Here is a 12,082-nt window from a genome sequence, read left to right on the forward strand (position 1 = left end):
TTCAATGACTTGACACCCCCCCGGTCGATAGCCACCTAATGTCGGCGGCGAGCGAGAATTCTCTTCAAGATTCGCCTCAGTTCCGATCCGGCAAGCCCGGTCCAACCTTCGAATGGTAGGCCGGTTTTCTGGATCACCTCGGCACCTTGTGGCGGTTGCGCATGAGCATGGCGGGCTGCGTGCAAGGGGGCAAAGCAAAAGGAAAAGGCCATGACTAATCCAAAACCCCGGCCAACCATCGTCCATGGCGAAACGCACGCCTATCCCGTGCTGCCGCTGCGCGACATCGTCGTCTTCCCGCACATGATCGTTCCGCTCTTCGTCGGTCGCGAGAAGTCGATCCGCGCGCTCGAAGAGGTGATGAAGAACGACGCGCTGATCATGCTCGCGACGCAGAAGAACGCGTCCGACGATGATCCGGCGCCCGATGCCATTTACGAGACCGGTACGCTCGCCAGCGTGCTTCAGCTCTTGAAGCTTCCCGACGGCACCGTGAAGGTGCTGGTCGAAGGGCTCGAGCGTGCGCGCGTGCAGAAATACACCGATCGCAGCGAGTACTACGAAGCGACCGCGATTGCGCTCGCCGACACCGATGCGAAGTCGGTCGAGGCGGAGGCACTGTCGCGCTCGGTCGTGTCCGATTTCGAAAGCTATGTGAAGCTCAACAAGAAGATCTCGGCCGAGGTCGTCGGGGTCGTGCAGGCGATCACCGATTTCGCCAAGCTCGCCGACACCGTTGCCTCGCATCTCGCCGTCAAGATTGCGGATCGCCAGCAAATCCTGGAGACGCTGTCGGTCACCACGCGCCTCGAGAAGGTGCTGGGCCTGATGGAGAGCGAGATCTCGGTGCTGCAGGTCGAGAAGCGCATCCGCTCGCGCGTCAAGCGCCAGATGGAGAAGACCCAGCGCGAGTATTATCTCAACGAGCAGATGAAGGCGATCCAGAAGGAGCTCGGCGACGACGACGGTCGCGACGAACTCGCCGATCTCGAAGAGAAGATCTCCAAGACCAAGCTCTCCAAGGAAGCGCGCGAGAAGGCGCAGCATGAGTTGAAGAAGCTGCGCCAGATGTCGCCGATGTCCGCGGAAGCGACCGTCGTGCGCAACTATCTGGATTGGCTGCTGTCGATCCCGTGGAACAAGAAATCCAAGGTGAAGAAGGATCTGGAATCGGCGCAGGCGGTTCTGGATGCCGATCACTACGGGCTGGAGAAGGTCAAGGACCGTATCGTCGAGTATCTCGCGGTGCAGTCGCGCGCCAACAAGCTGACGGGCCCGATCCTGTGCCTCGTCGGACCGCCCGGCGTCGGCAAGACCTCGCTCGGCAAGTCGATCGCGAAGGCGACCGGACGTGAGTTCGTGCGCGTCTCGCTCGGCGGCGTGCGCGACGAGGCCGAGATCCGCGGTCATCGCCGCACCTATATCGGTTCGATGCCCGGCAAGATCATCCAGTCGATGCGGAAGGCGAAGTCGTCCAATCCGCTGTTCCTGCTGGACGAGATCGACAAGATGGGCGCCGATTTCCGCGGCGATCCGTCTTCGGCGCTGCTCGAGGTCCTCGACCCCGAGCAGAATGGGACCTTCAACGACCACTACCTCGAGGTCGACTACGATCTGTCCAATGTGATGTTCATCACGACCGCGAATACGCTCAATATTCCGGGGCCGCTGATGGACCGCATGGAGATCATCCGGATCGCGGGCTACACCGAGAACGAGAAGGTCGAGATCGCGCGCAAGCATCTGATCCCGAACGCGGTGTCCAAGCACGGCCTGGACTCCAAGGAGTTCTCGATCGACGACGACGCGCTGCTGCTGTTGATCCGCCGCTACACCCGCGAAGCGGGCGTGCGTAATCTGGAGCGTGAGCTCTCCACACTCGCCCGCAAGGCGGTGAAGGAGCTGATGATCTCCAAGAAGAAGTCGGTCAAGGTCACCGAGAAGACTCTGGAAGAGCTTCTGGGCGTGCCGAAGTACCGCTACGGCGAGATCGAGAGCGAGCCGCAGGTTGGCATCGTCACGGGCCTTGCATGGACCGATGTCGGCGGTGAGCTCTTGACCATCGAAGGCGTCATGATGCCCGGCAAGGGCAAGATGACGGTCACGGGCAATCTGCGCGACGTGATGAAGGAATCGATCTCGGCGGCGGCGTCCTACGTGCGCTCGCGTGCGATCGTCTACGGCATCGAGCCGCCGCTGTTCGACCGGCGCGACATCCACGTGCACGTGCCGGAAGGCGCGACGCCGAAGGACGGTCCGTCGGCGGGCGTGGCAATGGCCACCGCGATCATCTCGGTCATGACCGGCATTCCGGTCCGCCACGATGTCGCGATGACCGGCGAGATCACGCTGCGCGGCCGTGTGCTGCCGATCGGCGGCCTGAAGGAGAAGCTGCTGGCTGCTGCCCGCGGCGGCATCAAGATGGTGCTGATCCCCGAGGACAACGCCAAGGATCTCACGGAGATTTCCGATGCGATCAAGGGCGGCATGGAGATCATCCCGGTGTCGCGACTGGACGACGTCGTCGCCAAGGCGCTGGTGAAGAAGCCGGTGCCGATCGTCTGGGAAGAGGACACCAAGGTGACGGTGAAGCCGGACGGGGACGAGGCCGCCGGCGGACTGACCGCTCACTGAGGTTCAGCGAAAGATGATAAAACGGCGCCTTCGGGCGCCGTTTTTGTTTTGGGGGCAGGGGATCAGGGCGATGCAGATCGACGGGCAGTGCCATTGCGGGCAGATCACCTTTGAGGCCGAGATTGACCCCGAGACGGTGTCGGTCTGCCATTGCCGCGACTGCCAGACCCTGACGGGATCGCCGTTCCGGGTGACCGCGATCTGCACCAAGGCCGACGTCAGGCTGACCAGCGGCACGCCAAAAGTCTACGGCAAGCGCGGCGACAACGGCCGGATGCGCTTCCAGCACTTCTGCGCCGACTGCGGTTCCCCGCTGTTCACCAGCGGCGAGGGCGACCAGGCTGACGATTGGGGCATCCGCTGGGGCTCAATCCGCCAGCGCGACAAATTGCGGCCCGTCAGGCAGATCTGGTGCCAGTCGGCGGCGGTGTGGATCGACACGGTGCCGTTGCTGCCGGGCCGACCGCAGGATTAGGCTGGATTGCCAAGCCGAAGCTCGCCGCAAAAAGCCCGCCTTCGCCCGTTGGCATTCGGCGTGGCAGCCTGCGTCGCTGCGCGAGCGCAGGCTGGTGGGCGGTCACGGATTCGAACCGCGGACCCTCTCGGTGTAAACGAGATGCTCTAACCAGCTGAGCTAACCGCCCCAAGGCGCCTCTTTAGCCCTCCCGCGGGTGTTCGAGCAAGGCCCGAACGCATCGCAAACAGGGCTCGAGCAAGATCGCCTTTGTGATGATTGTCACAGGCGTCCGCCCGCGAGTCGGCCAATGTCCACCGCAATTCACGATGGAGGGGTCGCCAATGTGTGCTCTGCTGGACCTCATCTACCGACATTGTTGCCGGGCGTGTTTGCGCGAAGCGCGACGCATGAGCCGCCGCGGCTCGATCATTCCAATTTGGTAGTCCCGGCTGACGGCGCGCCGATTTGGCCGCTGGCGGCTGTCCTGCCTCGTTGCGCCTGGCATCGGACGCCCACGAGCCGCCCTCCAAGGGTCCAAAATTGCCCTTTTTCGGTCATCTTTTTGATCGCCATCCGAACCAACGTTACGGCTCCCTGTGGCAGCGTGGAGTATCGCCGTGATGAGTGATCTTCGCATCAAGCTGGAAAGGTACGAGTCGAAAGCCGCCCACTGCATGAAAGCGGCTCAAGAAGCTCCTGATGAGGCCGGTCGGGCCTTCTACGAGGAGCTTGCCAACTATTACGACGAGCTGGCAGCCGACTTTCGCCGCGTCCTCGCCAAGCGAACCGGAGTTTCGCTCGCGGCCGAATGATCCGGCGTAGCGCAGGTCGGCAGTTGAAGACCTCGGCGGTCCGTCAACCTCTGACGCCGTGTCGTGCGGCGTGAACGCAAGAACGTCTCGCTGACAGGTGGACCGAACAGGCCGCCTCAGTTGACGGCGTCCTTGCTTTTCGGCATCGGGGTCTTTCGACCAAGCTGCCGGAGGGGATCCATGGAACAGCCAAGCGGACACGCAGAGAATGCCGACCAGATCGCTTATTGGAACGGTCCGAGCGGGCAGCGCTGGGCCGATCGGCACGCTGCCCAGGAGAGCCTGCTCGGACCCATCGCCGACGTGCTGATCGATCGTGCTAGGCCGAAGCCGGGCGGGCGCGTGCTCGATGTCGGCTGCGGCTCCGGCGCGACGACGTTCGCGTTCGCGAAGGCTGTCGCGCCTGATGGCTTCGCGCTCGGCCTCGACGTCTCCGATCCCATGCTGTCGCAGGCGCGCGCGTTTGCGCCAAAAGGCCTGCCGCTCGATTTCGTGCTGGCGGATGCGACGGTGCATCCGTTCGAGCCGGCGAGCTTTGACCTGCTGGCATCGCGCTTCGGCGTGATGTTCTTCGCCGATCCCATTGCGTCCTTCACCAACCTCCGCCGCGCGCTGAAGCCGACCGGACGGCTCGCCTTCGCCTGCTGGCGCGAGCCGAAGGAAAACCCGTGGATGATGGCGCCGCTGATGGCGGTCTACAAACATGTCCCGAAGATGCCGCCGGTCGGGCCGGAGGAGCCGGGCCCGTTCGCCTTCGCCTCGGAAGAGCGCGTGATGCGCATCCTCAAGGGCGCGGGCTTCGTGGACGTGGCGATGGAGCCGCACAATCTCGCGATGGATGTCGCCATCGGCGGCGGGCTCGATGCCGCCGTGGACGGCGCGCTCCAGATCGGCCCGGCCAGCCGCGCGCTCCAGGGCCATCCGCCGGAGACGTACGAGGCCGCAAAAGCCTCGATCCGCGAGATGCTGGCGCCGTTCATGAAGGGACAAAGCGTAGCGCTGCAGGGCGCGATCTGGATCGTGACGGCGAAGGCGGCGTAAGGCGCCGCTCTCTCTCCACGTCGTCATTGCGAGGAGCGAAGCGACGAAGCAATCCAGACTGCCTCGTCGGAGACAGTCTGGATTGCTTCGCTTCGCTCGCAATGACGATGGGGAGGCGTTGTGCCCATTACACCACATCATCCGGCGCCAGTGCGCACCCGTTATCCGGATGCGTCTCGATCTGGAGCGTGGTGTGGCCGATGCGGAAGGACGCCCTCAGCATCTGCGCCGTCTCCATCAGGAATGCATCGCCGGCTCCGGTGGGCATGACGAGATGGCAGGTCAGTGCCGTCTCGGTGGTCGAGATCGGCCAGACGTGGAGGTCGTGGATTCCCGAGACGCCGGGCCGCTCCAGCAGAAAGATCCTGATCGCGGCGATGTCGGTGCCCCTGGGCGCCGCAGCCATCGACATGTCGATGGAGCCGCGCAGCAGGCTGGTGGTGCTCCAGAGGATGGTGGCGCAGATGACGAGGCTGGTGACGGGATCGAGCCAGAGCCAGCCGGTCCAGATGATCAGCGCCGCCGAGATCACGACGCCAAGCGAGACCGCTGCGTCGGCCGCCATGTGCAGATAGGCGCCCTCGATGTTGATGTCGTCCTTGCGTCCGCGCGCGAACAGCATGGCGGTAAAACCGTTGATGAGGATGCCGATACCGGCGACCACCATCACGGTGACGCCTGCGACCGGCTCCGGCTCGCGCAGCCGCAAGATCGCCTCCCAGCCGATCGCGCCGGTCGCGACCAGCAGGAACACCGCATTCGCAAGTGCCGCCAGGATGGTGGAGGCGCGAAAGCCATAGGTGAAGCGGCCGCTCGGCGCGCGCCGTGCCGCGATCGATGCGCACCAGGCCACGACCAGGCCGAGCACGTCGCTGAGATTATGGCCGGCATCAGCGAGGAGCGCGGTGGAGTTGCCGATATAGCCGTAGATCGCCTCGGCCACGACCAGCGCGGTGTTGAGCGAAATGCCGATCGCGAATGCCGTGCCGAAATTGGCGGGCGCATGGACATGCGCGTGGCCAGAACCGTGGTTATGCCTGTGATCATGCCCGTGGCCGGCATGATCATGGTGGTGATGACCGTGATGGTCGTGGCTGCCCAAATCTAGCGCTCCCCGGACGCCGCCAAATCAGGCGCCATTGTAGGCGTTTCGGTGTCCGCGTCACGCCGGAACAGCGCATAGAGCGCCGGCAGCACCAGCAGCGTCAGCACGGTCGAGGAGATGATGCCGCCGATCACCACGGTCGCCAGCGGACGCTGCACCTCGGCGCCGGCGCCGGTGGCGAGCGCCATCGGCACGAAGCCGAGGGAGGCGACCAGCGCGGTCATCAGCACCGGGCGCAGCCGCGTCAGCGCACCCTCGCGCACCGCGTCGGCAACGGGGCGCCCCTCGCTGCGCAGCCGCTCGATGAAGGCGATGATGACGAGGCCGTTGAGAACGGCCACGCCCGACAATGCGATGAAGCCGACACCGGCGCTGATCGACAGCGGGATTTCGCGCAGCAGAAGCGCCGCGACGCCGCCCGTCAACGCCAGCGGCACGCCGGAGAACACCAGAGCCGCATCCGCCGCCGATCCCATGCCCATGAACAGCAGCAGGAACACCAGCAGGAGCGCCACCGGTACCACGATCATCAGCCGCTTAGTGGCGGAGACCAGCTGCTCGAACTGTCCGCCCCAGCCGATCCAGTAGCCGGGCGGCAGCTTGACCTTCTCGGCGACGGCGGCTTCCGCCTCGCTCACGAAGGAACCGAGATCGCGCGCGCGGACATTGGCGGTGACGACGATGCGCCGCTTGCCGTTCTCACGGCTGATCTGGTTGGGACCGGGCGTCGCATCGACGGTTGCGACCGACGACAGCGGGACATAGCGCATCTGGGCAAGGGGAGAGGCGGTCAGCGCTGTTCGAACGGCGGTGCCGCCTGCTGCTTCCTCGCTCGGCGGCAGCGGGATCGGGATGGCCCGGATCGCGTCGAGATTGCCGCGCAGATGTTCCGGCAGGCGCACGACGATGTCGAAACGGCGGTCGCCCTCGAACAGCTTGCCTGCCGATTTGCCACCGACCGCGATCTCGACGATGCCCTGTACCTCGCCGATGCTGAGCCCGTAGCGGGCGAGCGCCTGGCGGTCGAGCCGGACGGTGAGGATCGGCAGGCCCGAGACCTGCTCGATCTTGACGTCGCTGGCGCCGCGGATGCCGCGGATTGCGGCCTCGACCTGCTTTGCGGCGCCCTGGAGGATGTCGAGGTCGTCGCCGAAGACCTTGATACCGACGTCGCTGCGCACGCCGGAGATCAGCTCGTTGACACGGAACTGGATCGGCTGGGAGATTTCATAGGCACTGCCGGGAATGTCGTCGGCGGCGTGGTCGATGGCCTCGATCACCTCCGATTTCGGCTTGCCCGGGTCGGGCCATTCCGCGCGCGGCTTCAGCATGATGTAGCCGTCTGTTTGCGCCGGCGACATCGGGTCGGTCGCGATCTCGGCGGTGCCGATGCGGGTGAAGAATTCCTTCACCTCGGGAATCTCCTTGATGCGCTTTTCCAGCGCCTTTTGCAGATCCAGCGACTGCGTGAGGCTGGTGCCGGGAATCCGGATCGAGGCCAGCGCGACGTCGCCTTCGTCCAGGCTCGGGATGAACTCGCCGCCCATGCGCGCGGCGGCAATGCCGCTTGCGATCACGATGACGGCGGCCATGACGGTGACCGCGACCCGATTGTCGATCGCGAGGCGGAGCAGGGGGAGATAAATGCGCTTCGCCACCCGCATGAACAGGTTTTCGTGTTCGGACACCTTGCCGGTGACGAAGATGGCAACCGCCGCCGGCACGAAGGTGATGGAGAACAGCACCGCGGCGCCGAGTGCCATCAGCACGGTCAGCGCCATCGGCGTGAACATCTTGCCCTCGACGCCGGTCAGCGTCAGCACGGGCAGGTAGACAACGGCAATGATCAGCGTTCCGAACAAGCTCGGCTTGATGACCTCGCGCGACCCGCGCAGGATCGCGCGCAGCCGTTCGGGGGTGGAGAGCAGCCCGCCCTTCTGGCGCTGCGCCTCAGCGAGCATGCGCAGGCAGTTCTCGACGATGATTACGGCGCCGTCGACGATGATGCCGAAATCGATCGCCCCCAGGCTCATCAGGTTCGCGCTGACTTTTGTTTCGACCATGCCGGTGATCGTCATGGCCATGGAGAGCGGAATGACGCAGGCCACCACGAGCGCGGCGCGGATGTTTCCGAGGATCAGGAACAGCACGGCCACGACCAGGGCCGCACCTTCCAGGAGGTTGTTTTCGACCGTGCGGATGGTGGCCTCGACCAGATGGGTGCGGTCGTAGACGGTCCGGGTCACGACGCCGTCGGGCAGCGATTTGGCGATCTCGTCGAGACGGGCTGCGACGCGGCGCGCCACGCTGCGGCTGTTCTCGCCGATCAGCAGCATGGCGGTGCCGAGCACGGTTTCCTCGCCGTCGCGCGTCGCCGCTCCCGTGCGGAGGTCTCGGCCTTCCTTGACGGTGGCGACATCCCTGATCCTGACGGGATTGCCGCCCCGCGAGCCGATCACGATGTCCTGGATCTCGCTGATGTTGCCGACCTGGCCCGGGGAGCGCACGAGATACTGCTCGCCGTTGCGTTCGATATAGCCGGCGCCGACATTGGCGTTGTTGGCGGCGAGCGCCGTCATGACGTCGCGAAAGCCGAGCCGGTAGGCCATCAGCTTGCCGGGGTCCGGCAGCACGTGGAACTGCCGCTCGAACCCGCCGATGGTGTTGACCTCGATCACCCCGGGCACGTTGCGAAGCTGCGGCCGGATGATCCAGTCCTGCACGGTGCGCAGATCGGTCAGCGAATAGTCGTGACCGCCTTGCGTCTTCGCGCCCGCCTTTGCCTCGACGGTGTACATGAAGATTTCGCCCAGGCCGGTCGAGACCGGGCCCATCGCGACCTCGACGCCCGCCGGAAGCTGATCCTTCACCTGCTGGATGCGCTCGCCCACGAGCTGGCGGGCAAAATAGATGTCGGTGCCGTCCTTGAACACGACCGTCACCTGGCTCAGGCCGTAGCGCGACAGCGAGCGGGTGTAATCGAGCTTCGGCAGGCCGCCCATCGCGGTCTCGACGGGGAAGGTGATGCGCTGCTCGGTTTCGAGCGGCGAGTAGCCGGGCGCGCGGGTGTTGATCTGGACCTGGACGTTGGTGATGTCAGGGACAGCATCGATCGGCAGGCGCTGGAAATTCCACGCTCCGAAAGCGACGGCGCCGAGCGCGAGCACAAGGACCAGCCAGCGCTGTTGAAGCGAGACGGCGATGAGGCGCTCAATCATGTTCCGCCTCGCCCTTGCCCATCTCCGCCTTCACGACAAAACTATTCTCCGCGACGTAATGCTCGCCGGCCGAAAGACCCGCCTTGATCTCGACATGGCGCGGATCGGAATCCCCGAGCTCCACGGGACGCGCCTCGATCTTGTCGCCGTCCTCGCGGACGAACACAATGGTCCTGTTCTCCAGCGTCTGGATCGCACTTCGGCGCACGGCGACCGCGACGTTGCGCGCGGCGAGGATCAGCCGCGCCGTGACGAACAGACCGGGACGCAGGCGTCCGTCCGGATTTGGCAGCACCACGCGGGCGAGCGCGGTCTGGGTCTCGCTGCTGCCGATCGGCGCCATGTAGGAGATCGTGCCCTTGATCTCGCCGCGGCCGTCGTCGGGATCGATCAGCACCTCGTCGTTGAGGCGGACGCGCCGGAGGTCCTGCCGGTAGATCGACAGGTCGACCCAGATCGTCGAGAGGTCGGCCACCACGAAGGCCGGCTTCTGCTCGGAGGCGTATTCGCCGAGCGAGATCTGCCGCTCGATGATGGTGCCGGCGATCGGCGCCTTCAGCTCGTAGACGGTGAGGCTCTGGTTGCTCTCGATCGCGGCGAGCAGATCGTCCTTGCCGACCCTGTCGCCGATGCGCTTCTGGATCGATTTGGCGACCCCCGGAAAGCGCGGCGTCACCTGCACGACGGCTTCCTGGTTGGCGCGCAAGATGCCGTTGAAGGACAGCGTATCGGTCAGCGTCGCACTCCCGGCCTCCGCCAGCGTGACACCGGCGGCCGCCAGCTTGACGTCGGAGATGCGGATGCGGTCGGCGCCGTGCTCGTCCTGCTCGACATGGTCGTTCGGCTTCTTCTGTTCGGAATGCTCGGCATGCTCGGTGTGCGTGACCCCGGCAGGGGCGAGCAGGGAATAGCCGTAAGCGCCGAGTGCTGCGGCAAGGATGGCAATGACGATGGTGGAGGATGTTTTCATCGCGCGCTCTCCCGGGCCAGCGCAAAGGGATTGCCGACGAGGCCTTCGATGGTCGCAACGCCGGCATGGAAGTTCTGCAGCGCCTCCTGCTCGCGCAGCCGCGCCTGGGTGACGCTCGCCTGGGCGTCGAGCACTTCGAGCAGCGAGAAGCGGCCCTGGCCGTAGCCCTGCGCGATCGCTTCGGAGGCTTCCGTGGCTTTCGGAATCGCGGTCTCGCGCAGCACCGCGAGCTCGCGCAGCGAGCCCTGGAGCGAGTCGTAGGCGCGGCCGGCGACAACGATCAGCGTGTTGCGGTTGGCCTCGCGCTCCGCCCTGGTCTTGGCGAGGCTTTCCTGCGCCGAGAGGATGTTGCCCTGGTTCTGGTCGAACACGGGAATCGGCACCGAGACGGTGAGGCGCACCGCGTCGTCATTGGTCTCGTTGAAATGGCGCCATCCCGCCGCGATCCGCGCGTCGGGATAGGGCCTTAAGCGCGCCATCAACAGCTCGGCGTTGCGCTGGGCATAGACCGCGGTCCAGCGCACCAGCTGCGGATTGGCATCGATGGCGGCGACGACCGACTGGAACGTCGGCGTCTTTCCCGTGGTGTCGAGCCGGCCGGAGACCTCGCCGAATTTTGCCGCGGGATCCCCCATCAGCACCGCAAGCTCGCGCCGGGCGCTCGCCAGCGTTGCCTTGAAGCGTTCGCGGTCGGCCTTCACCAGGGCGGACGCCACCTCGGCGCGGCCGGTTTCGGCCGGCGAGGAGGCGCCGGCCTCGACGCGGCGGCGCAGCAGCGGCGTCAGCCGGTCGATCGCGGCGATCTGCTCGTCGAGGATCTGGATGCGCCGCTGCGCGCCGAGCACGCTGAGGAAGGCGATCGCAGTCTCCGACAGCACCTCCAGCCTGACCGCCTTGCGCTGGATCGCGGCCACCTCGATGCCGGCGGCGCCTGCGGCGATCCGCGCATCACGCTTGCCGAACAGCTCGAAGGCCTGGCTGATCTGGAGCGTGGTCTCGGCCGATCTCGTGCCGCGATAGATGCCCGACCCGAACGAATTGTCCTGCTCATAGGACAGCTCCGGATTGAGCAGCGCGCCGGCCTGGATGCGCTGCCCCGTGGCGATGCCGACGTCGCGCTCTGCCGCGGTGAGCCGCGGGCTCGCGGCCAGCGCGCGCGACAGCGCGCTCCGCATCGTCAGCGTCTGGGCGTGCGTGTGCTGCGTCAGCCAGGGGCTGACGAAAATCGCCATCGCGCACGCCAGGCGCGCGGCAGTCCGTCTGCAAGACATGAAGGTGACCTGTGAACAATCGTATCGTGGGCGCGCAGGCGCCCGGCTGATCAGTTCAGGTCAGGTGTTTGGGGGGCGGAGAGTCGGTGTCGGGCGCAATGCCGAGCAGCGCAGGCTCACGCTGCGGGATCGGTGCGGCAACGATGTCGGCGGCGGATCCAGGCTGCAGCGGCTGCGCGACGGCGACCGAGAAGCAGCCGTGGCAGTGATGGCCGCCGAAGGCCTTGTGATCGCCATGGCCCGCAGAACCGTCTTCGACAATCGAGGCGATCTCCGAGCCGCCGGAGGGGCTGGTGACATCGATGTCGTGCGCGCCATGGAGCGCGCCCGACAGCAGATAGCTGATTGCGAGACACGCAGCCAACAGCCCGCGCCAGTTGCGCAGGCGAAACAATCTGATCGGGCGGCGGATCGCAGTCACGAAGTCACTCTGGTTACGTCCGGGTTCGTAGCATGGCGACCGGAAGAGTGTCGACCCGCAATAATGTTAGGTGTGGGGAGCTGAACGTCGCACCCGCATGTGTCCATGCGATTGCAAGCAGCGACGTCCGTTCATCGCCATCGTTGCGGTCCC

9 protein-coding genes and 1 tRNA gene are annotated in these 12,082 nt (G+C 65.6%); 4 read left to right on the top strand and 6 right to left on the bottom strand.

From position 1 onward, the window contains the following. Window positions 1-210: 210 nt before the first annotated feature. Both lon and ABIB99_RS23530 read left to right on the top strand, forming a co-directional pair. Window positions 211-2,634, top strand: coding sequence for an endopeptidase La (gene lon / locus ABIB99_RS23525; RefSeq protein ID WP_063982959.1), 2,424 nt, complete (start codon window positions 211-213; stop codon window positions 2,632-2,634). A gap of 70 nt (window positions 2,635-2,704) precedes the next feature. Further along, a complete protein-coding gene (locus tag ABIB99_RS23530) occupies window positions 2,705-3,109 on the top strand; it encodes a GFA family protein (protein WP_166342027.1) in 405 nt (134 codons plus the stop codon). Between the two features lie 92 nt (window positions 3,110-3,201). Here ABIB99_RS23530 and ABIB99_RS23535 read toward each other — a convergent pair. Then, a tRNA-Val gene (locus ABIB99_RS23535) sits at window positions 3,202-3,278 on the bottom strand. Between the two features lie 433 nt (window positions 3,279-3,711). On the opposite strand from ABIB99_RS23535, the gene ABIB99_RS23540 reads away from it, so the two are divergent. Together ABIB99_RS23540 and ABIB99_RS23545 are read left to right on the top strand one after the other, a co-directional pair. Next, window positions 3,712-3,903, top strand: a complete 192-nt coding sequence (locus tag ABIB99_RS23540; protein WP_014494837.1) for a hypothetical protein — start codon at window positions 3,712-3,714, stop codon at window positions 3,901-3,903. Window positions 3,904-4,083: 180 nt separating this feature from the next. Next, entirely contained in the window at window positions 4,084-4,944 is an 861-nt protein-coding gene (locus ABIB99_RS23545) for a class I SAM-dependent methyltransferase (protein WP_354177671.1), read from the top strand. Window positions 4,945-5,071: 127 nt separating this feature from the next. On the opposite strand, the gene ABIB99_RS23550 is transcribed toward ABIB99_RS23545, so the two are convergent. Genes ABIB99_RS23550 through ABIB99_RS23570 form a run of 5 tightly spaced genes read right to left on the bottom strand, consistent with a single transcriptional unit; the run spans window position 5,072 to window position 11,929 of the window. Continuing rightward, window positions 5,072-6,046 carry a cation diffusion facilitator family transporter gene (locus ABIB99_RS23550; RefSeq protein ID WP_166342025.1) on the bottom strand — a complete coding sequence of 325 codons (975 nt, stop codon included), beginning with the start codon at window positions 6,044-6,046 and terminating at the stop codon, window positions 5,072-5,074. A 2-nt stretch (window positions 6,047-6,048) separates the two neighbouring features. Continuing rightward, entirely contained in the window at window positions 6,049-9,267 is a 3,219-nt protein-coding gene (locus ABIB99_RS23555; RefSeq protein ID WP_063982963.1) for an efflux RND transporter permease subunit, read from the bottom strand. Next, on the bottom strand, window positions 9,260-10,237 hold the full coding sequence (ihpB, locus tag ABIB99_RS23560; protein WP_063982964.1) for a divalent metal ion exporter adaptor subunit IhpB: 978 nt from the start codon (window positions 10,235-10,237) through the stop codon (window positions 9,260-9,262). The genes ABIB99_RS23555 and ihpB overlap by 8 nt, the downstream gene beginning before the upstream one ends. Then, window positions 10,234-11,508 (bottom strand): divalent metal ion exporter subunit IhpA, encoded by a 1,275-nt coding sequence (ihpA, locus tag ABIB99_RS23565; RefSeq protein ID WP_063982965.1) that lies wholly within the window; start codon window positions 11,506-11,508, stop codon window positions 10,234-10,236. Before ihpA ends, ihpB begins: the two co-directional genes overlap by 4 nt. 55 nt (window positions 11,509-11,563) lie before the next feature. Then, the gene (locus ABIB99_RS23570) at window positions 11,564-11,929 is read right to left on the bottom strand and encodes a hypothetical protein (RefSeq protein ID WP_063982966.1); all 366 of its coding nucleotides are present in this window, start codon (window positions 11,927-11,929) and stop codon (window positions 11,564-11,566) included. Window positions 11,930-12,082 lie beyond the last annotated feature (153 nt).

This window comes from Bradyrhizobium sp. LA6.1 (assembly GCF_040547805.1).
GTDB lineage: Bacteria > Pseudomonadota > Alphaproteobacteria > Rhizobiales > Xanthobacteraceae > Bradyrhizobium > Bradyrhizobium barranii.

Bases quoted from the DNA above. Each gene is read 5' to 3' on its own strand.
- lon (WP_063982959.1), top strand. From the start codon at position 211: ATGACTAATCCAAAACCCCGGCCAACCATCGTCCATGGCGAAACGCAC.
- ABIB99_RS23530 (WP_166342027.1), top strand. From the start codon at position 2,705: ATGCAGATCGACGGGCAGTGCCATTGCGGGCAGATCACCTTTGAGGCC.
- ABIB99_RS23540 (WP_014494837.1), top strand. From the start codon at position 3,712: ATGAGTGATCTTCGCATCAAGCTGGAAAGGTACGAGTCGAAAGCCGCC.
- ABIB99_RS23545 (WP_354177671.1), top strand. From the start codon at position 4,084: ATGGAACAGCCAAGCGGACACGCAGAGAATGCCGACCAGATCGCTTAT.
- ABIB99_RS23555 (WP_063982963.1), bottom strand. From the start codon at position 9,267: ATGATTGAGCGCCTCATCGCCGTCTCGCTTCAACAGCGCTGGCTGGTC.
- ihpB (WP_063982964.1), bottom strand. From the start codon at position 10,237: ATGAAAACATCCTCCACCATCGTCATTGCCATCCTTGCCGCAGCACTC.
- ihpA (WP_063982965.1), bottom strand. From the start codon at position 11,508: ATGTCTTGCAGACGGACTGCCGCGCGCCTGGCGTGCGCGATGGCGATT.